This window comes from Halopseudomonas sp. (genome assembly GCF_036961105.1).
GTDB lineage: Bacteria > Pseudomonadota > Gammaproteobacteria > Pseudomonadales > Pseudomonadaceae > Halopseudomonas.
In genome coordinates, this window is the sequence record NZ_JBALWW010000009.1 from 15,577 (window position 1) to 35,612 (window position 20,036).

General features: G+C 61.4%; 20 protein-coding genes and 1 riboswitch. Of the genes, 16 read left to right on the forward strand and 4 right to left on the reverse strand.

Going from position 1 to position 20,036, the window contains the following annotated elements; genetic code table 11:
* Nucleotides 1-7: 7 nt before the first annotated feature.
* The 5 genes from dxs to V7756_RS10605 all read left to right on the forward strand — a co-directional run bounded on the left by dxs (nucleotide 8) and on the right by V7756_RS10605 (nucleotide 10,071).
* The gene (dxs, locus tag V7756_RS10585) at nucleotides 8-1,924 is read left to right on the forward strand and encodes a 1-deoxy-D-xylulose-5-phosphate synthase (RefSeq protein WP_335610136.1); all 1,917 of its coding nucleotides are present in this window, start codon (nucleotides 8-10) and stop codon (nucleotides 1,922-1,924) included.
* Between the two features lie 22 nt (nucleotides 1,925-1,946).
* Nucleotides 1,947-2,148, forward strand: a riboswitch (cobalamin riboswitch).
* Between the two features lie 135 nt (nucleotides 2,149-2,283).
* Entirely contained in the window at nucleotides 2,284-4,137 is a 1,854-nt protein-coding gene (locus V7756_RS10590; protein ID WP_335610137.1) for a TonB-dependent receptor domain-containing protein, read from the forward strand.
* Nucleotides 4,138-4,317: 180 nt separating this feature from the next.
* Nucleotides 4,318-5,757 (forward strand): Wadjet anti-phage system protein JetA family protein, encoded by a 1,440-nt coding sequence (locus V7756_RS10595; protein ID WP_335610138.1) that lies wholly within the window; start codon nucleotides 4,318-4,320, stop codon nucleotides 5,755-5,757.
* Nucleotides 5,750-6,418 carry a DUF4194 domain-containing protein gene (locus V7756_RS10600; RefSeq protein WP_335610139.1) on the forward strand — a complete coding sequence of 223 codons (669 nt, stop codon included), beginning with the start codon at nucleotides 5,750-5,752 and terminating at the stop codon, nucleotides 6,416-6,418. Before V7756_RS10595 ends, V7756_RS10600 begins: the two co-directional genes overlap by 8 nt.
* On the forward strand, nucleotides 6,418-10,071 hold the full coding sequence (locus V7756_RS10605) for an ATP-binding protein (protein ID WP_335610140.1): 3,654 nt from the start codon (nucleotides 6,418-6,420) through the stop codon (nucleotides 10,069-10,071). The genes V7756_RS10600 and V7756_RS10605 overlap by 1 nt, the downstream gene beginning before the upstream one ends.
* A 67-nt stretch (nucleotides 10,072-10,138) precedes the next feature.
* Here the strand turns inward: V7756_RS10605 and V7756_RS10610 are convergent, their stop codons facing one another.
* The 4 genes from V7756_RS10610 to V7756_RS10625 all read right to left on the reverse strand — a co-directional run bounded on the left by V7756_RS10610 (nucleotide 10,139) and on the right by V7756_RS10625 (nucleotide 12,566).
* Entirely contained in the window at nucleotides 10,139-10,678 is a 540-nt protein-coding gene (locus V7756_RS10610) for a type 1 glutamine amidotransferase domain-containing protein (RefSeq protein WP_335610141.1), read from the reverse strand.
* Nucleotides 10,679-10,899: 221 nt separating this feature from the next.
* Complete coding sequence (locus V7756_RS10615) at nucleotides 10,900-11,742, reverse strand: phasin family protein (protein WP_335610142.1); 843 nt, start codon at nucleotides 11,740-11,742, stop codon at nucleotides 10,900-10,902.
* A gap of 21 nt (nucleotides 11,743-11,763) precedes the next feature.
* A complete protein-coding gene (locus V7756_RS10620) occupies nucleotides 11,764-12,177 on the reverse strand; it encodes a phasin family protein (protein ID WP_335610143.1) in 414 nt (137 codons plus the stop codon).
* 113 nt (nucleotides 12,178-12,290) lie between these two features.
* Complete coding sequence (locus tag V7756_RS10625) at nucleotides 12,291-12,566, reverse strand: polyhydroxyalkanoic acid system family protein (protein WP_335610144.1); 276 nt, start codon at nucleotides 12,564-12,566, stop codon at nucleotides 12,291-12,293.
* A gap of 276 nt (nucleotides 12,567-12,842) precedes the next feature.
* Between V7756_RS10625 and ubiE the strand changes: the two genes are divergently transcribed.
* The 11 genes from ubiE (at nucleotide 12,843) to V7756_RS10680 (ending at nucleotide 20,024) form a co-directional block, all read left to right on the forward strand.
* The gene (gene ubiE / locus V7756_RS10630; RefSeq protein ID WP_335610145.1) at nucleotides 12,843-13,613 is read left to right on the forward strand and encodes a bifunctional demethylmenaquinone methyltransferase/2-methoxy-6-polyprenyl-1,4-benzoquinol methylase UbiE; all 771 of its coding nucleotides are present in this window, start codon (nucleotides 12,843-12,845) and stop codon (nucleotides 13,611-13,613) included.
* A complete protein-coding gene (locus tag V7756_RS10635) occupies nucleotides 13,613-14,236 on the forward strand; it encodes a ubiquinone biosynthesis accessory factor UbiJ (RefSeq protein ID WP_335610146.1) in 624 nt (207 codons plus the stop codon). Before ubiE ends, V7756_RS10635 begins: the two co-directional genes overlap by 1 nt.
* Nucleotides 14,233-15,831 carry a ubiquinone biosynthesis regulatory protein kinase UbiB gene (gene ubiB, locus V7756_RS10640; RefSeq protein WP_335610147.1) on the forward strand — a complete coding sequence of 533 codons (1,599 nt, stop codon included), beginning with the start codon at nucleotides 14,233-14,235 and terminating at the stop codon, nucleotides 15,829-15,831. Before V7756_RS10635 ends, ubiB begins: the two co-directional genes overlap by 4 nt.
* 54 nt (nucleotides 15,832-15,885) lie before the next feature.
* Nucleotides 15,886-16,299 (forward strand): phosphoribosyl-AMP cyclohydrolase, encoded by a 414-nt coding sequence (gene hisI / locus V7756_RS10645; RefSeq protein WP_335610148.1) that lies wholly within the window; start codon nucleotides 15,886-15,888, stop codon nucleotides 16,297-16,299.
* Between the two features lie 6 nt (nucleotides 16,300-16,305).
* The gene (locus tag V7756_RS10650; protein WP_335610149.1) at nucleotides 16,306-16,635 is read left to right on the forward strand and encodes a phosphoribosyl-ATP diphosphatase; all 330 of its coding nucleotides are present in this window, start codon (nucleotides 16,306-16,308) and stop codon (nucleotides 16,633-16,635) included.
* A 33-nt stretch (nucleotides 16,636-16,668) separates the two neighbouring features.
* Nucleotides 16,669-16,899 (forward strand): twin-arginine translocase TatA/TatE family subunit, encoded by a 231-nt coding sequence (tatA, locus tag V7756_RS10655; protein WP_335610150.1) that lies wholly within the window; start codon nucleotides 16,669-16,671, stop codon nucleotides 16,897-16,899.
* Nucleotides 16,900-16,917: 18 nt separating this feature from the next.
* Nucleotides 16,918-17,313: a Sec-independent protein translocase protein TatB gene (tatB, locus tag V7756_RS10660; protein WP_335610151.1), complete on the forward strand. Its 396-nt coding sequence runs from the start codon at nucleotides 16,918-16,920 to the stop codon at nucleotides 17,311-17,313.
* Nucleotides 17,300-18,085, forward strand: a complete 786-nt coding sequence (gene tatC, locus V7756_RS10665) for a twin-arginine translocase subunit TatC (RefSeq protein WP_335610152.1) — start codon at nucleotides 17,300-17,302, stop codon at nucleotides 18,083-18,085. The genes tatB and tatC overlap by 14 nt, the downstream gene beginning before the upstream one ends.
* Nucleotides 18,082-18,789, forward strand: coding sequence for a 16S rRNA (uracil(1498)-N(3))-methyltransferase (locus tag V7756_RS10670; RefSeq protein WP_335610153.1), 708 nt, complete (start codon nucleotides 18,082-18,084; stop codon nucleotides 18,787-18,789). Before tatC ends, V7756_RS10670 begins: the two co-directional genes overlap by 4 nt.
* A gap of 156 nt (nucleotides 18,790-18,945) precedes the next feature.
* Nucleotides 18,946-19,239 (forward strand): hypothetical protein, encoded by a 294-nt coding sequence (locus V7756_RS10675; protein ID WP_335610154.1) that lies wholly within the window; start codon nucleotides 18,946-18,948, stop codon nucleotides 19,237-19,239.
* Between the two features lie 230 nt (nucleotides 19,240-19,469).
* A complete protein-coding gene (locus V7756_RS10680; protein ID WP_335610155.1) occupies nucleotides 19,470-20,024 on the forward strand; it encodes a hypothetical protein in 555 nt (184 codons plus the stop codon).
* Nucleotides 20,025-20,036 lie beyond the last annotated feature (12 nt).

Genomic DNA, 20,036 nt, shown 5'->3' on the forward strand with positions numbered 1-20,036 from the left:
TTGTTTGATGCCCAGCACTTTTCATGAAATACCGCACCAACGCCCCAGCACACCGCTGCTGGACAGTCTTGACGACACCGCGCAGCTGCGCGAGCTGGATGAAAGCTGCCTGCCTGAACTGGCGGATGAGTTGCGGTTGTTTCTGCTCTGGAGTGTGGGTCAGACCGGCGGGCACTTTGGCGCAGGCCTCGGTGTTATCGAGCTGACTATAGCGCTGCACTACGCCTACCACACCCCCGAAGACCGCCTGGTCTGGGACGTAGGCCACCAGGCTTACCCGCACAAGATTCTCACCGGCCGCCGCGAGCAGATGGCCAGTCTGCGCCAGAAGGATGGCCTGGCCGCCTTCCCGCGCCGGGTAGAAAGCCCCTACGACACCTTTGGCGTTGGCCATTCCAGCACCTCAATCAGCGCGGCGCTGGGCATGGCGATTGCGGCCAACCTGCAGGGGCTGGACCGCCGTACCGTCGCGGTGATCGGCGACGGCGCGCTCACCGCCGGCATGGCCTTTGAGGCCCTGAACCACGCCAGCGACGCCCAGGCCAACATGCTGGTGGTGCTCAACGACAATGACATGTCAATCTCGCGCAACGTTGGCGGGCTGTCCAATTACCTGGCCAAAATCCTGTCCAGCCGCACCTATTCGCACATGCGTGAAGGCAGCAAAAAGGTATTGTCGAAGCTGCCGCAAGCCTGGGAGCTGGCGCGCAAGACCGAAGAACACGCCAAGGGCATGCTGGTGCCAGGCACCCTGTTTGAAGAGCTGGGCTGGAATTACATAGGCCCGATCAACGGCCACGATCTGCCCGCGCTGGTAAAAACCCTGAAGAACATGCGCGAGCTCAAGGGCCCGCAATTTCTGCATGTGGTTACGCAAAAGGGCAAGGGCTTTTCCCCGGCCGAAGCGGACCCGATTGGTTACCACGCCATTACCAAGCTGGAACCCAAGCCCGCCGCGCCCACCGGCGCCAGCAAACCCAAATTTTCGAATATTTTTGGCCAATGGTTGTGCGACATGGCCGCGCAGGATGCGCGCCTGATCGGCATCACGCCGGCGATGAAGGAAGGCTCCGACCTGATCGCCTTTGCCGAGCAGTATCCCAACCGCTATTTTGACGTCGCCATTGCCGAACAGCACGCGGTTACCCTGGCCGCTGGTATGGCCTGCGAAGGCGCCAAGCCGGTTGTCGCTATCTATTCGACCTTTCTGCAGCGCGCCTACGATCAGGTAGTACACGACGTGGCCGTGCAGAATCTGGATGTGCTCTTCGCCATCGACCGCGCCGGTCTGGTGGGCGAAGACGGCCCCACCCACGCCGGCAGCTTTGATCTCTCCTACCTGCGCTGCCTGCCGAACATGGTAATCATGGCCCCAGCGGATGAGAACGAAACCCGGCAAATGCTCAGCACCGGCTTTTTGCATGACGGCCCCGCCGCTGTGCGCTACCCGCGCGGCACCGGACCGGGCACGCCGATTGATCCGGCCCTCGACACCCTGCCGATCGGCAAGGGCGTCGTCACCCGTGATGGACAAGAGGTGGCCATTCTCTGTTTTGGCACCCTGCATCAACAGGCGCTCAAGGCCGCCGAAGCGTTGAACGCCAGCGTCGCCAACATGCGTTTTGTGAAACCGCTCGACACCGCACTGATCGCTGAATTGAGCGCCACCCACAAACTACTGGTCACGCTCGAAGAGAACGCCGTGATGGGGGGGGCGGGCAGCGCCGTGAATGAATGGCTACTGGCTGAAGGTATCAGTACGCCGGTGCTCAACCTGGGTCTGCCCGATCTCTTTGTGGAACACGCCAAGCCCGCGCAGATGCTGGCCGAGTGCGGTTTGGATGCGGCGGGCATCGAAGCCGCGATCCGTCATCGTCTGAGCACCCTTCCCGAGTCTGACCAGGGGCTTGACCCCACCGACTGAAAGCCCTAAAGTCCCGCTCCAATTCTTGGTACTCGCATTGGGTGCCTGATCCGCCGCGCGGATCGGGTGAAACGGGAAGTCGGTGCAACCCCGACGCTGCCCCCGCAACGGTAAAGAGTCGCAGGTTTGCCTGCAGCTGCTGTCGAACGCCACTGTGCTGTGCACGGGAAGGCGACCGCAGTCCGATTCTGAGCCCGGAGACCGGCCCACTGCGCTAAGCTGCTGCGCCCACGCGCGGCGACTTTATTGCTGAGGTGTCGCGGAGGGCGTCACCGGTCGGCGTGGTCGCCCGGTCACTTCTGCATGGCACCCTCCTGACTCCCCGCCCTTCTCAAAAGCATTACTTTTGAGGATTCAGAATGAAACCAGCTCTACTCCTGTTGCCAGCCCTGCTGGCCAGCGCTGTTGCGCAAGCCAGCGACACGCTGGGCTTGTCCGATACCATTGTTACTGCGTCACGCATCGAGCAACCTCGCAGCTCCGTGTTGTCTGCCAATACGATCTTTGACAGAAACGATATCGAGCGGCTGCAGGCGCGTAGCGTGCCAGAGCTTCTGCGCAGAGTTCCGGGCGTTCAGCAAAACAGCAACGGCGGAATTCCGGCCTACTTCGTCCGCGGCGGCAATACCGCACAAACGCTGGTACTGGTTGATGGTCAGCGAATTTCTTCTGCAACCACCGGCATAGCGCGGCTGGACTATCTGAATATCGACAACATAGAGCGCGTCGAAGTCATTCGTGGCCCCAGATCCTCTGTCTACGGTGCCGATGCCGTCGGCGGCGTAATCCAGATATTTACGCGTAAGGGCCGCAATGGCTTGCAGCCCAGCGTACGCCTTGGCGCTGGCACCAACCAAACCTACGAACGAAGCGTCAACATCAGCGGCGGCAACCAGAGCACTCGCTTTATAGTGGGGGCCAGCCTCAACGAATCAGACGGCTTCGATCTGACAGCAGACAATCAAGGCAATGACCGTGACACGGAGGGCCAACGCAATAAAGCCTTTTTTGGGCGTTTGGACCATGACTTCAATCAGGATTGGAGCGCTGGCGTCAGCGTCAACGAACAGAATGGCAAGAACGAGTACGACGACGCTTACGATGACATGCCCGGCACCCCTGAAGACCAGTTCCGTGTGCGCGGCTACAACGGTTATTTGCAAGGCAGGCTCTCTGATACATGGCAAAGCCGCATTGAGCTGGGTCGCAGCGAAGATCGCAACAAAGCCGTAGGATCCAGATTCAACGACGGCGCCATTACTACCTACCGACATTCAGCCAGCTGGCTGAACCAGATTCAGCTTTCGACCACCCAGGAGCTAAATGTAGGAAGTGACTGGCAACGGGACCGATTGGATGCGACTAACGCTTACAGCAAGACCCGCCGCGAGAATCTGGGCGCATTCGCTCAACACAGTTGGAGCACCGAACACTTCAGCACTGAACTTGGGGCGCGACATGATGATAATCAGCATTTCGGCAATCACAACACCTGGAATGCCGCACTCGCCATTCCCAACGGAGACAACCAGCAGTGGATACTGAGCTACGCCACCGCGTTCAGAGCCCCGACCTTCAACGACCTGTATGCCCCACCCGGCTGGGGCGGCAATCCTGATCTGGACCCCGAGCGCTCCCGCTCCATGGAGCTGCAGTGGCGTGCAGACTTTATGGAAACCCATTGGGAAGCCTCTCTCTACCGCACCGATATCAAAGACCTGATTGCCTACGACAGCAGCTCTGCCCAAGTAGAAAATACCAAGCAAGCACGCATCAACGGCCTTGAGGTATCGGTCGCTAGCGAGCTGATGGGCTGGACCGCGCAAACGGCTTTGAGCATCATCGACCCGCGCGACCGGCAGACCGGGAAAACCCTGCAACTGCGGGCCAAGCGCACCATGACAATGGATCTGGACCGCCGGTTCGGTAACCTGGGGGTTGGCGCCACTTGGGCGCTATTCAGCCAGCGCTATGCCGACGCAGCCAACAGCGAGACGCTCGCAGGCTATGGCACGCTTGACCTTAGATCCAGCTGGCAAGCAACAACAGCAACGCGCCTGGACCTCAGGCTCAGTAACGTGCTGGATCGCGACTATCACCTGGGCACCTATCAGCGGCCCACAGGGCCTTGGCCAGCGCCATCGATCGACTATGCCTATCAGGAGCAAGGACGTGCAGCACTGGTCAGCGTGACCTGGACTCCACAGCTCTGAAGAGCATTTCAACCACAGGATGGATGGCCGCGGCCATCCTTCCTGGCAGTCACCCGCCACGCCTCTGCCGCCACTCAACTATCCCCCCGACACACATCACAGCTTGTCGCTTGTCCCTTGCGGCGTGGCGCTGCGTTTAAGGCATAATGCGCCTTTGCCCAGATCGGACTCGATTCCCGCATGTTTTTCACCGACGAGCGCCTGCATTTCTTCCGCCCGCTCACCAGCAAATACCGCGAACAGATAGTCGAGTGCCTGCGCCTGCTGCACGAGCGGCTCTACAGCGCACGCGCCGATTATGGCGAATCACTCAAGCGCGAGCAGGTGCTGGACATCTTCTGCGAAGCACTCGAACGCGCGCCGCTGCTCGAAGGCGATGAGGATGACGGCGGCCGCTTCAAGAGCAACCGTGAACAGGCCGGCTGGATACTCACCGCTCTGCTGGAACACGGCTGGCTGGAGCGCCAGGTCGATCAAGCCACCTTTCAGTCCACCTACCCCTTCAGCCGCATGGGCCGGCTGTTTACCCAACCGCTGGTGGAGGCGGACGGGCGCAGCGTGCGCACCCGCCACCGCAATACGCGCAACACCCTGAATGCGTTGTCGGCCTTTCTCAATCACGGCGAGGTGTATGACCTGCTGGATGCGCACGAATACTCCGAGCGCATCATCGCTGACTTCACCGACATCATCGCCGAGTTGGAAGAGCGCAAGCGTGAGCTGGTGCGTGAGGTGGAAGCCCAGCAACTGGTGCAGCAGGCCAGCGACCAGTTCTTCGATTTCATGGAGCGGCGCTTCCAGCCGGACGTGGCCATCCGCCTGTCCGCCGACAGCGTAGAAAAGCACCGCGAGCGCATCCAGGACACCATCGAACGCATCCGCCGCAAACCGCGCGAATGGAAGGCGCAGGCGGAACGCGACCTGCGCCGCCTGGCGCCAGACCTGCTGATCGATGCCAACAGCTCGGTGCTCTGGCAACTGCTCGACGGCATCGAAAGCCGCCTGCGCAATGCCTCCGACATCATGCTGCCGGCACTGCGCAAGACGCTGCAGGGTTTTACCCAGCGCGCCGACATCATCATTCGCCAGCTCAGCTACCTGCACAGCCAGAAGCACAGCGATGTGGTGGGTCTGTGCCGCGAGCTGTCCAGTCTGTCGCCGGAAGACTGCGCGGCGCGGCTCGATGCCGCCGGCGAGGCCATGGCCAGCGTGCGTCTGGGCTTGGTCGACCCGGCCAGCGTGCGCCTGCGCGAACGCCGCGAGCGCCCGCCCGTACACAGTCTGATGAGCGACCTGGATCAGCCGGATGATCTCACACTGCGTGAACTGGGCGTGCAGCAGTTGCTCGACAAGGCCTTCACCATCAACGCCAGCAACCTGCGCGACTACCTGCGCAGCGCGCTGGGCAGCGGTAAGCGCATCGACAACCGCGACCTGCCGATCAGCAACGCCCGCGATCTGCTCGCGCTCAGCCACCTGATCGAACTGGCCGGCGCCGATCATGCCAGCCATGGCCTGCGCGTGCGCATCGAGCCCAGCGGCGAGCCGATCACCGACGAAACCTATTTCTCCCGCCGCGATGGCTTCATCATCGACCTGGAACAAGACGATCATGCGTGACGCACTGGACAGCCAACTCAACGAACGCGGCCTCAGCCCGGAAGCCTTTTCCGAGCTGATGATCCGCCTGCTCGACCGCGGCGTGCTGTGCCGCGATGAAAGCCAGCGCGAGGCCGAACTCTACGACCGCTACCTGCAGGTCAGCGAACTGGTGGAAGACTACCTCTCGGTGCTGCGCATTCGCGTACTGCATGAGCCGCGCTTCAACCTGCTGCGCATCTTCCCGCCGGGCGCCGAAGTGCCCGGTCTGGCCGATAGCGAAGACAGCTTCAGCAGCGGCCTGCGCGAGCGCCTGAGCCAGCAGGAAGTGGCGCTGATTCTGGTGCTGCGCGCCGAGTACGACCAGGCTCTGCGCGAAGGTCAGATCGACGAGTTTGGTCAGGTAATGCTCTCGCTCGAGGCGCTCAACCTCAGCTGTCGCAACCTGCTGGGCCGCTCCCTGCCGGAGCAGCAAGGTGAGCGCAAGGCGCTGCTGCGCCGCCTGCGCCAACTGCGGCTGATTCGCAGCCCGAGCGATGCCGCGCTGGATGAAGGTGAAGCCTGGCTGACTATTCGCCCCGGCATCATCAGCCTGGTGACCGACAGTGCCCTGGCTCAACTGGCCAGCACTCCGAGCGAAGATAACGACGACCATGACCTGCCCGCCGAGGATAGCCACTGATGTATCTGAAACGCTCAATTACCGTCAACTGGGGCAACCTGCCGGTTGAGGAACTCGAGTACGGCCCGGTCAACCTGTTTTCCGGCGGCAACGGCTCCGGCAAGACCACCGCCGCCGACGCGCTGCAAACGCTGATGACCGCCGCCCACGACAACCTGTTCAACTACAACCCCGGCCAGGATGAGACCACCCAGCGCGGGCGCGGCGGCAAGCAGGTGCGCACCCTGGCCTCCTACGTACTGGGCTGCGACGACGGCGCCTTTGCACGGCCGTACGATACCGACGGCTACATCGTTGGCGTCTTTCATCCTACCCAAGGCGAGTCGGCCGAGCCCTTTACCGCAGTGATCGGCGTGCGGGCGCATCTGGACGCCGCCGGCAGCAGCCGCCAGGCCCGCCAGGACGAGCTGCTGTTGATGATAGTGCCGGGCGAAATGCTCTCACTCTCGCACTTTGTGCAAAGCCGCGACGATGGCCGCCACGCGGTCAGCGTCACCGAACTGCCCAACCTGCTGCGCCGCCAGTTCGGCAAACAGCAGGTGGAAGTCTATGAACGCAAGAGCGCTTATCTGGCCCGCCTCTACGGCGCGCTACGCGGCCGCTCCGATGCGGTCTCGGTGCGCGAGGCCAAGAATGCCGCCCGCACCTTCGCCAACTTCATGGCCTACAAACCAGTCAAATCCATCGATCAGTTTGTGGCCGAAGAAGTGCTGGAGGCGCGCGAGTTTGGCGACACCATCAAGCGCATCCGCGAGTTGCTGCGCACCGTACACGGCATGGAGCAGGAAGCCAGCCGGGTGCGCGCCGCCGTCGAGTTGCTGTCGTACGCCAGCCAGCAGGCCGAACGCTATCAGCAAAGCTGGCTGGAGCGCACCGGCCTGACCTACGCCGCCGCCGCGCACAGCTGGCAAAAGAACCAGCAGGGCTATCTGGCTGCGAAGGAAGAGCAGCGGCAGCTGAACAGCGAACTCGCCAGCATCAGCGATGAACAGAAACTCACTGCCGAGCGCATCAAGCAGGCCCACGGTGAATTGGTTCAGCTCGAAGCCCGTCGCCAGGGCATCCCTGCCTTGCAGAACAAGGATCAGCTCGAGCAACGCCAAAGCCAACTGAGTGAACAGCTGCGCAGCGCGGTGCCCGCGCTGCTGACCCAGGCGCAGCAGCGTGATCGCAATATCGAGGCGCTGCGCGCGACCCAGCAGCTGCTTGGCCAAAACAGTTTCGGCCTATCCCTACCCGCGCTGGCCAGTCGCGGCTGGCGTGAGCGCAGCCAGGCGGTGATGAACGCCGAGCAGGCACCGGTGGCCGACCTCAATCAGTTGCTGGCACGCGACTGGATCGACCTTACCCCGCTGGACGCCGGTCTGGATGCCATCCGCAGTCAGCAGGCCAGCCACAACCAGCTGGCCGAGCTGCTCAGCACGCAGGACGCCGAGGGCGTCACGGTGCTGCAACAGTTGGATCGGTTGGCGCAAAAAAGCGCCGCCGAGCTCGGCCAGCTGGAGCGCCAGATCAACCAGACCAACCAGCGCATCAGCGCATTGAACTCCAGCCGCGTCAGCTACCCGCTGTATGTCGAGGAAGCGCTGCGCGCCATTCGCCAGCGCTGCCCGCAAGCCGACCCGCGCGTACTCTGCGACCACGTGGAGATTGTCGACCCCGATTGGCAGATGGCGATTGAAGGCTACATTGGCGGTAGCCGCTACGCGATTCTTGTGGAGCCCGAGTTTGAAGCCGAAGCCATCCGCATCGTGCGCCAGATGAACAGCCGCGAGCGCAACCGCGCCCGGGTGATTCAGGGCCAGAAGGCACGTCAGGATGCCGAGCGCATCAGCCCGCCGGATGATTCGATCCTCAAGGTCATGCGCTTCAGCCACAAGATTGCCGAGTATTATCTGCGCGCCTCCTACGCCAGCGTCAGCCGCGTGGCCGATGCCGAGGCGCTGCGCCATACCCGCCGGGGCGTGACCAGCGAGGGCATGGGCTCGGGCAACTATGCGCTGTTCCGTTGCGACATTGACGACAGCCAACTGGTGTTCGGCGCCGCCGCCCGCGAACGTAACCTCGCAGCGCAAGAGGGCGCGCTGGAGCAGCTGAGCCTGCAACGCCACAGCCAGCAACAACAGCATCAGGCACTGCAGCAGCTGGCTCGCCAGTTGAGTCAGATTCAACCGCTGGATTATGCCGCCCGCGCCGCCGCTTTGCTCGATAGTCAACGCCAACTGCACGAAGTCGAACAGCAGCTGGCGACCCTCGACCTGGGCGAACACCGCGACCTGGAAGATCAGCAGCAGCGCGTCAGTCAGCGGCATGCCGAGCTGGAACACAAGCGTGATGCACTGGGCGAGCAGCATGGCGAGTTGAAGGAAAAACTGCGCAGCCGCGAGCAGCGAATTCAGCATTTTGCCGATCAGAGTGATCAGCTATTGGATGCCAAGGACGCGGCCGAACAGGCCCTGCTCCAGGCCGCCGCCAAGGTGCCCGGTCTCGACCCGCAAGCACGACTGCAAGAACTCGACAACATGCTGCAGCAAAGCGGCGGCCAGTTCGACTTTGCCGCCGACAGCCTGGCGCTCACCGACGTACTGCACCGTCAGGCAATCGAACTGCAGCGCGCCATGGAGCAATACAACCAGCAAGCACAGCCAGCCGACATGCTGATGACAGATACTCCGGCGGAACTGCACAGCCTGGGGTTTTTCAGCCATGTGGGCAGCCTGCACCAGCAGCTCGACAACCTGCACAACCGGCTGCGCAACAACGTGCTGCTGGAAAAGCAGGAGCAGCTCGCGAGCCTGCGCGACAGCTTCAACACCACCTTTGTCAGCGACCTGTGCCACGAGATTCACCAGGCGATCAACGATGGCCGGCGCGTGCTGGAGAATCTTAACCAGGAGCTGGAACATCACCAGTTCGGCGCCGACCGCGAGCGTTTCCAGTTCGACTGGGACTGGCTGCCCGAGTACAAGGCCTATTGGGATTTCTTCAAGGAAATCATGCAAACGCCGAATCTGGGCGACGGCGCCAGCCTGTTTGACAGCAGTCTGTCCGACAAGGCCGCCGGTATCCGCGATCAGTTGCTCAGCCTGCTGCTCGATGGTGATGAACAACAGGCTCTGCGCGAGCTGGAGCGCATCAGCGATTACCGCCGCTACCGTCGTTACGACATCCTCAAGCACCCGGCCGGCAAGCAGCCGATTCGCCTCAGCGAATACGGCACCGGTTCGGGCGGCCAGTTGGAAACGCCCGCCTATATCATCCGCGCCGCAGCGGTCACCAGTGCCTTCCGCTTCAACGAGGGCGACAGCCACCTGCGCATGGTGATCGTCGATGAAGCCTTCATGCACATGGACGAAACCCGCTCACGCGAAGTGATCGCCTACCTGACCGAAACCCTCGGCCTGCAGCTCACCTTCATCATGCCCACCAGCAAAGCCGGCCCCTTCCTGGAATTGGTCAGCAACCAGTTTGTGTTCAGCAAGGTGCCCAGCAAGGTTGCCGTGGGCGAACTCAACACCCGCGTGCTGCTGGACCGCCAACAGCTCAACCGCGACAAGGTGGCTGAGCTCTGGGCGCAGCACCGCCGGGTGATTCGCCAACAGGGGGCGCTGGAATTTATGGAGGATGTTACCGGCGCTTTGGCGGCGGACTGACCTCACTGCAGCTGCAAGCCGCAAGAAGAAGCCGAGCTCCGCGCGAGCTCGGCTTCAGGCTATAGCTTCAGGCTGCAAAAGCCTCCAGCATGGTGCTGCAGAAGTCGTCCAGGTCATCCGGCTTGCGGCTGGTGATCAGGCCTTGATCCTGACAAACGGACTTATCCACCCAGTTGCCACCGGCGTTTTCAATATCGGTCTTCAGGCTCGGCCAGGACGTCAACGTTCGGCCCTTGACCACGCCCGCCTCGATCAGTGACCAGGGCGCGTGGCAGATAGCGGCGACAGGCTTGTTGGCGTTGAAAAAGCCTTGGATGAAGCTGACGGCATTTTCATCCATGCGCAGCGCATCCGGATTGGCGACGCCGCCGGGTAGTACCAGGGCATCATAATCTTCCGCCTTGGCTTGCCGGGTGCTGCTGTCCACCGAGAAGTTGTCTGCCGGGGTGAGGTGATTAAAGCCCTGGATCTCACCCGTGTCGGTCGACACCAGCTGCACTGTGGCGCCGGCGTCCTTCAGGTCCTGCCAGGGGCGCGTGAGTTCGATCTGTTCCACGCCATCGGTGGCGAGAAAGGCAATACGTTTACCGTTCAGTGAAGTTGCCATGTTCAGTTCTCCTGTTCATGCGGGTGTTCATTTTGGGCGCCCTGGTAGCGCCAATGGTTCCCGCAATCGAAACAGGCCGAATAATCGTATCTGCCCACCCAGGCGTGAAAACCCGCAAATGCGGGAAGCTTGGGTGTGTGGGCCAGGGCAATAAAAAACCCCGAACAGAAAACTGTTCGGGGTTCGTGTTACGGCTTTGCCTAAGCGTCAAACCGGGCGAATCAAGACTCGCCTGGCTTGGCTGCGGGCGCCGGCGTAGCCGCCGCTGGCGCTGCCGGTTCTGCAGCTTTCACTGCGGCCGGAGTTGCCTTCGGTTTGGCCGGTGCCTTGGGCTTGGCTGCGGCGCGAGGCTTGGCAGGTGCCTTGGGCTTGGCCGGAGTGGCAGGCTTGGCAGCGGTTTTGCGTGCGGCCGCCGGCTTGGCCGCTGCAGTACTGGCGGCCGAGGCCGTCTTGGCAGCAGGCTTCTTGGCCGCAGGCTTGGGCGCCGCCTTGGTGGCCGTGGCGGTTTTGGCTGCTGGCTTGGCCGCTGCAGGCTTGGCCGCTGCGGTTTTCGCCGTGGTTGCCCGCGCAGCCGGCTTGGCTGCCGCTTTCGCGGCGGCCGGGCTGGCTTTGGGGGCGGCCTTGGCAGCCGGCGCCTTGCCGGAGGTCAGTTGCTCGATCAGCTTGGTCAGTTCATCAACCTTGCTGTTCAGAGCCTTGACCTCAGAGCGCGAGGGTACTCCCAGGCGGGTGACAGCGCTGTTCAGGCGCTTGTCGAAGGCTTCTTCCAGCTCACTCCACTTACCGGTGAGGCGACCCTTGGCCTTGTCGGCCTTGGCTTTACCCGCATCGAGTGGATTCTTGCCGGATTTGGCTTTGCCTTTGATTGCATCGACCTGTTTGTCGATCTCGGCCTTGGCCTTCTTCTCGGCTACTTCGCCATCCTTGATCAGATTTTCGAAGAGCTTGACGCCCTCCTTGCCGACCTTGGCATAGGCGCCCAAGCCAGCCAACCAGATCTGACGTGAGTAGCTTTCGATATCGGCAACCCAGCCAGGATCCTGATCCTTCTTCTTACCCGCCATGGAGCAACTCCTCTGTGACCGTTACTTGCTTTGCAGTGACTTGAGTGCAGCACTCAGATCATCAAGCTTAGCAGACAACTGGTCAATGTCCTTCTTGCTCGGAATACCCATGCGGCCCAGAGTAGAAGCAACGCGTTCGTCGAACACTTCTTCTACCTTGCTGAAACGGCCACCGGTCTTTTCCTGCACTTTGTCCTTGAAGGATTCAATGCGGCTGTTGGCGGCTTCAACCTGGTTGGCCAGCAGTTCCTTGCCTTGCTGTTCAACTTCTTCGCCTTCGCTGACCAGCTTCTTGAAGTAGTCGGCGCCTTCCTTGCCGGCTTTGGCGTATGCGCCCAGGCCTGCCAACCAGATCTGGTGTGCGTAGTTCTTCACGTCACCGGCGAATGAAGTTGCGTTGTCTTCCAGTTTTTTAGCGGTAGTAGTCTTGGCCATGTTGGTAACTCCTGATTAAGTGGGGATACTGCAATGGACCGATTACCGATCCTTGATCAGCAAGCTACGCTTTGGAATTAGAAAACACATACTAAAAAACCGACTTTCTCATCTCAGGCCAGGTATTTTTGCAGCGCCTTCTCGATTTCGGCCTTAACCATGCCCTGCATGGGTGACAACATCATGCTCAGCTTGACCACGACGCGTACGTCCGATTCGGATACATGAATGGAACCATCGGCGCCACTGCGCTTGAACGTCAGCTCATCGCCGTGCCAGGCACATTTGGCATCCAGTTTCTGCGCCAGCTTGTCGGCCATCAGTTGCGCCTTTTCCTTGGCCTGTTCCTTGCCCAGACTGTGCTCGCGGGTAATGTCTACGGTTGCCATCGGCTACTCCATGGGGTGTATCAATTGGGTGGCCCTGTAGCATGCCGTAAAGCCTCGGGAACGTCATCCCGACAATTGCGTCAGATGCACAGGCAGCGCCATCCGGCCGCGCCGCTGGCGGGCGCAAAAGCGCAGTTTTCGCGGTGCGAGCATTCGAAGCGAGTTCTCAACACCGCGAAGGCAGCGCAGGAAGCCTTTCAACTACCTGCTAATTCACCGCCGGGCCGCAAAAAGTGGTTAGAATGGGGCCTGATTTTGCCAGGGCAGACTGATTCCATGAGCGACAAGCAGAACACCGACAGCGCCGAAAGCACTACCCATTTCGGCTTTCAGACAGTAGCCGAATCAGAGAAGGCGCAGCGCGTCGCTGAGGTGTTTCATTCGGTGGCGGCCAAATACGACATCATGAACGACCTGATGTCAGGCGGCATTCATCGCATCTGGAAGCGCTTCACCATCGAGCTGTCGGGCGTGCGTCCCGGCAACCGGGTACTGGACATTGCCGGCGGCACCGGTGATCTGACCCGCCGCTTCGCCAAGCGCGTGGGCCCAGAGGGCGAAGTAATTCTGGCTGACATCAACGCGTCGATGCTCAAGGTCGGCCGCGACCGTCTGCTCGATCTGGGCGTGGCCGGCAATGTGCGCTTTGTGCAGGCCGATGCCGAGGCACTGCCCTTCCCCGACAATTACTTCGACTGCATCACCATTGCCTTTGGCCTGCGCAACGTCACTCATAAAGACGCCGCCATCGCCTCCATGCTGCGCGTGCTCAAGCCGGGCGGCCGCCTGCTGATTCTGGAGTTTTCCAAGCCCAAGAGTGAACTGCTGTCCAAGGCGTACGATCAGTACAGCTTCAAGCTGCTGCCGTTCATGGGCAAGCTGGTGGCCAATGACGCAGAGAGCTATCGCTACCTGGCCGAATCCATTCGCATGCATCCCGATCAGGAAACGCTCAAGGCGATGATGGTAGAAGCCGGATTCGCCCGCGTGACCTACCACAACATGACCGGCGGCATCGTAGCCCTGCATCGGGGGATCAAACCCTGATGTTGCCGGCGGCTCTGCTCGCCGCCGCGCAGCGCAGCATCGCGGCCGCGCTGCAACGCGACGCACTCACGGCCAAGCGCCTGGGCGCGCTCAGCGGCAAGGTCATTCTGATCACGGCGCGCGAACCTGCCTGGCAACTTTATCTGCTGCCTGCCGAGGGCAGCATCGGCCTGCACGCCGATTATGCCGGCGAGCCCGACTGCCAACTCAGCGCCCCCAGCACGGTGCTCGCCAGACTCCTGGTCAGCGGCGACCGCAAGGCCGTGTTGCAGCACCCGGAGTTGGCGTTGACTGGCGACAGTCAGGTGCTGATCAGCCTGCAGAACATCATCGGCGATCTGCAACTGGACGGCGAAGCCGAGCTGGCTCGCTGGTTGGGGCCGGTGCCGGCGCATGCCATCGGCAGCCTGCTGCGCCGCAGCCACCAATGGGGCAAGGAAAGCCGAGACAGTTTGCGCCTGACCCTGGGTGAGTACCTGACCGAAGAGAGCCGCCAAATGGTCGGCACGGCCGAGGCTCGCGCCAGCGCCGAAACGCTCCACGAAATGCGCCTGCAGCTTGACCGGCTCGAAGCCCGCGTCGCCCTGCTCAGCCCAACCGACCCGGACACACCAGACGCATGAGAATCACCGCTTTTACGCGCCTGCTGCGCATCCTGCATATCTTTACCCGTTACCGTCTCGATCAGATCCTGCTGGAATTGCCGCTGCCTGCACTGGCACGCCTGGGCCTGAAGCTGGGGCCCTGGCGTCTGCGCCCGGCGCCAAAGGGCCTCAGCCGCGGCGCGCGCCTGCGCCTGGCCTGCGAAGACCTGGGCCCGGTGTTCATCAAGTTTGGTCAGATTCTTTCCACTCGTCGCGACCTGATGCCTGACGACATCGCCCTGGAACTGGCCTTTCTGCAGGACAAGGTTCCGCCCTTTCCGGCCGATCAGGCCCGGGCGCGCATTGAAGAGCAGTTGGGGCAAAGCATCGAGAGCGTATTTGCCGAGTTCAGCGATGAGCCGCTGGCGTCCGCCTCGGTGGCGCAGGTGCACGCCGCGCGCCTGCACGACGGCACCGAGGTAGTGGTCAAGGTCGTGCGCCCGGCAATCGGCGAGGTGATCGACCAGGATATCCAATGGCTGTACCTGGCCGCTCGCGGTCTGGAGCGGGTGTCGGCCGAAGGGCGTCGTCTGCGCCCGGTCGAAGTGGTGGAAGACTACGAGCGCACCATTTTCGACGAGCTCGACCTGCACCGTGAAGCCGCCAACGCCTCGCAACTGCGACGCAACTTTGAAGGCTCCGAGCTACTGTATATTCCGACCGTGTACTGGGACTGGTGCCGCCACAAGGTATTGGTGATGGAGCGCATCAGCGGCATCCCGGTTACCGATCTGGCGGCCCTGGCCGACCAGCGTACCGACATGAAGAAACTGGCCGAACGCGGCGTCGAGATCTTTTTCACCCAGGTATTTCGCGACAGCTTCTTCCACGCCGACATGCACCCCGGCAACATCTTCATCTCGCGCGCGCACCCCTGGGAGCCGCAGTACATCGCCATCGACTTCGGCATTGTCGGCAGCCTGACGCCGGAAGATCAAAGCTACCTGGCGCGCAACCTGATGGCCTTTTTCAAGCGCGACTACCGCCGCGTGGCGCAGCTGCATATCGACTCCGGCTGGATTCCCGCCGACACCCGCGTCAACGAGTTCGAGGCCGCCATTCGCAGCGTCTGCGAACCCATCTTCGAGCGCCCGCTGAGCGAGATTTCCTTTGGCCAGCTGTTGCTGCGCCTGTTCCAGACCGCCCGTCGCTTCCAGATGGAAGTACAACCGCAACTGGTGCTGCTGCAAAAAACCCTGCTCAACATCGAAGGTCTGGGCCGCCAGCTCTACCCTGAGCTCGACCTCTGGACCACCGCTCAGCCCTATCTGGAACGCTGGATGCGCGAGCGCATGCTGCCGCAGCACCAGGCCAAGGTCTGGCAACAGCATCTGGAACGCGTGCCGGCACTGATCGACACCGCGCACAAGGCGCTGGGCAATATAGCCGCGCAACCGGTGGAACGCCCACCGGAGCCTCAGCGCAACCACTGGGCACTGCGTGTTGCCGGCATTGCCCTGCTGGTATTGGGCAGCAGCACGCTGGGCGGCGACCCCAATCTGTGGATCAATGCGGCGCCGGCGCAATGGGTGCTGATTGCCGTGGGTGGTTGGCTGATTCTGCGCCGCGCGTAGTCAGCGCCCGGCAGAACTGGCACACTTGGCAGATCAACCGATAGACGAAAAATCATGACTGATTCAACTGCCAAAGGCGACTGGCTCGACAGCATCAAGTGGGATGCCGAGGGCCTGGTTCCGGCCATCGCCCAGGATGTTCACACACAGCGCGTACTCATGGTCGCCTGGATGAACCGCGAGGCCCTGCAACTCACGGTGCAGGAGGGGCGCGGCATTTACTGGTCACGCTCACGCAACCGCCTGTGGCGCAAGGGCGAAGAATCAGGCAATGTGCAGCAGCTGCATGAGTTGCGGCTCGACTGCGACGCCGACGTGATTATCCTTCAGGTCGAGCAGATGGGTGGCGTCGCCTGTCACACCGGCCGCGAAAGCTGCTTCTATCGCGTATTGAAAGACGGCCAGTGGCACACCGTGGATGCGGTGATCACCGACCCGGCCGCGCTCTACAAGAACCCGAAAGAGTAACCCAGCATGTCTGATACCCTGAGCCAACTGGCCGTCGTGCTGGAACAGCGCAAACAGGCCGCAGCCGACTCGTCTTACGTGGCCAGCCTGCACGCCAAGGGCCTGAACAAGATTCTGGAAAAGGTTGGCGAGGAGTGCACTGAAACGCTGCTCGCCGCCAAGGACTGTCAGCACAGCGACGACAAGTCCGATCTGATCTACGAAACCGCTGACCTGTGGTTCCATTCACTGGTCATGCTCAGCCATCTGGGCCTGGGCCCGGATGACATTCTCAAGGAACTCGAGCGTCGCTTCGACCTGTCCGGTCTGGAAGAAAAAGCCTCGCGCTCCAACTAACCAATTGAATTGGGCTCTGCCCCGGAGGTTGTAATGGGTTTTGGCGGAATCAGTCTGTGGCAGCTGCTGATCGTTCTGGCGATCGTCATTCTGCTGTTCGGCACCAAGCGTCTGAAAAACATCGGCGGCGATCTGGGCGAAGCCATCAAGGGTTTTCGCAAGTCGATGCACGATGACGACAAGCCCTCGGTCGAGAGCAAACAGGGAGAAACCCTGGACGCCAAGGCCGAAGAACACAAACGGGACACAGAGTCCAAGCAGTAACACCACAGGTCCTGAACCATGTTCGACATCGGCTTTCTGGAAATGCTGGTGGTGGCGGTACTCGCCCTGCTGGTACTCGGCCCGGAACGGTTGCCCGGTGCTATTCGCACCGTCAGCCTGACCATTGGCCGGATCAAGCGCGGCTTCTCTGAAGTGCGCAGCCAGGTGGAGCGTGAGATTGGCGCCGATGAAATCCGTCAGCAACTGCACAACGAGCGCATCATGGCCGAGCTCGACAAGCATGGCCTGAATGGCGGCAACCCTGCCAAAGGCAACAGCAATGTGAAACCTGCCGGTCAACAAAATGTAACGCAAACGCCGCAGACTACAGCCATACCCGATTCGCAGACGCCCGACACCCCCGCCGCCAAAGAACCCGATGAACAGCAAGCATCCCGTCATGAGCAACCCTGAGCTGCCACCCCCGGCCAAGACCGGCGGCGACATGCCTTTGGTCGCGCACCTGACCGAGCTGCGCTCGCGCCTGCTGCGCATCGTCTGCATCTGGCTGGTGATCTTCGCCGGGCTGTTCTATTTCGCCAACGATATCTACGCCTTCGTGTCCGAGCCGCTGCGCGCGCTGATGCCCGCAGGCACCAGCATGATCGCGACGGATGTGGCGTCGCCCTTTCTCACCCCGTTCAAGCTCACGCTGATCAGCGCGCTCTTTCTCGCCATGCCCTTCGTGCTGCACCAGATCTGGAGCTTTATCGCACCCGGCCTGTACAAGCACGAGAAGCGCCTGGCGGTGCCGCTGCTGGCCTCCAGCATCCTGTTGTTCTATGGCGGCATGGCCTTTGCCTACTTTGTGGTTTTCCCGTTGGTATTCGGCTTTTTCACCAGCGCGGCGCCCGAGGGCGTGGCGGTGATGACCGATATCAACAGCTACCTCGATTTCGTGCTCACACTCTTCATGGCGTTCGGTCTGTCGTTCGAAATCCCCGTCGCCACGGTGCTACTGGTACTGGTCGGCGTTGTCGATGTGCAATCGCTGACCAAGGCGCGCCCCTATGTGGTGGTGGGCTGCTTTGCCATCGGTATGGTGCTCACCCCGCCGGACGTCATTTCCCAGACCCTGCTCGCCGTACCTATGTGGCTGCTGTATGAAGTCGGCATCGTGTTCAGTCGCTTTGTTCGCGCTCGCCCCCAGGGCGAGGAAGAAGAGCAAGACAAACCCGCTGCATGAACCTGCTGCTGCTGGAAGACAGCGACTTTACCGCGGAGCACCAGGTGCGGCTGAGTGGCCGTCGCCTGGCACACATGCAGGAGATCCAGCAGGTGGCCGTCGGCGACAACCTGCGCGTGGGCCGGATCAACGGCTTGATGGGGCACGGCGAGGTCACCGCGCTGACCAGCAGTCACGCGGAATTGAAGGTTCAGCTCAGCACGCCGCCCCCGGCCAAATTGCCGCTCACCTTGCTACTGGCTATGCCCAGGCCCAAGATGTTCCGCCGCATATTGCAGCACTGCGCCACGCTCGGCGTGCCCGAGATCATCCTGCTGAACAGCTACCGCGTGGAAAAAAGCTTCTGGCAAACGCCCTTTCTGCAGCCCGACGCCCTGCGCGAAAACCTGTTACTGGGTCTGGAGCAGGCGCGCGATACCCTGCTGCCGACTGTGCGCATCGAAAAGCGCTTCAAGCCCTTCGTGGAAGACAGCCTGCCCGGCATCATCAACAACCAGTTGGCCCTGGTCGCCCACCCCGGTGACTACCCTGCCTGCCCCCGCGGCATCAATCAACCGCTCACCCTGGCCATCGGCCCGGAGGGCGGCTGGATTCCGTATGAGGTGGAAAAAATGGTGGCCGCCGGCATGCAGCCGGTGCAGTTGGGAGAACGGATTTTGCGGGTGGAAACGGCGGTAACGGCGCTGTTGGCGCGGTTGTACTGAAGCAACCAGAAAAGCCTTGGGTGTCCTCCGAGTTGCATTTTCCTGCAGGTTATTCAACATAATGGCGCTACGCCTCGCGCCTGTGCTACTCACAGATTTCAATCACCAGGCCCAACGCACGGAGCATTGGCCAGGGTTATAAAAAAAGGATATGGCATGCCCTTCAAGGAAGAGGAAGCGAACACATTTCAGACAGAACCTGACTTTGCCTTTTGCTGGTCGCTAGCCTGGCGACTGGTGCTCCTGAGTGTCGCGATTGGCATCTTGCCCTTGCTGTTGTTCAATCTGTGCGTGAACCTGGCGCTGATGTTGACGCTCGGTTTCACCTGGCTGCCCTTGCTGGTCGGCAACACGCTGATCGTCATCGGCGCATTCTGCGTTTCGCTCAAGATACTGCTGAGCAGAAGTTTCAACCATTCGTTCATCCGATTTTACTCGCAGGATATCTAACCCCGGTGTTGCCTGTGTGCCAGGCCAGACAGCTCATAATGTCGCACCGGGCAAGCAAGCTGCTCCGCTCTCCCGAACGCACCGCGCAAATAGGCGTCTAACGCTGCACTTGGCCACAACAAGAAGAGAGCGCTCCAATGCTAACCATACTTGTCATAGTCGCAGTGTCCGGCGCCCTCCTGCTTGGCGCGGCCCTGTGCCCACTATAAAAACCAAGAAGAACACAAAAAATGAAAAGACTAGGAATGCTCGTCATCGCCGCCACCCTGATGACCTCCGGCTGCGCCGCCTTCAAAGCCAACGACCTGCCAACGCTGGATCGCGATAGCTATGCCGTACAGAACGAACAGCGCGTAAAGGTATACAGCAGCTGGCGCGGCCGCGAAGGCAACGCCATGCACAAGAGGCACTTTGATGCTGCCCTTCGTACCTCCGGTTGCTGCGACATTGTCGACACCGCCGACCAGGCAGACCTTGTGATCGATGGCGTGTCTGTGGATGAAAGCACGCCCGGCGTGGCCATCCCGGCGATGATCTCCGGTTTCACCTTTGGCGTTATTCCTTCCTGGGCCGCCCTGCGCGTGCACCTCAAGGCTACCGCGATAGAAGGCGAGAAGGAGCACAAATATGATGTCGCCGACTCTGCCACCATGGTCATCTGGCTGCCCATGCTGCTGGCCATGCCCTTTACCGGCAACCCGCTGACGGTGGAGCAGGATGTTTACCAGAATACCTACCGCAACCTGGTAGCGCGTATGAAGAACGACGGCCTGCTGACCAACTGATGCACACAGCCA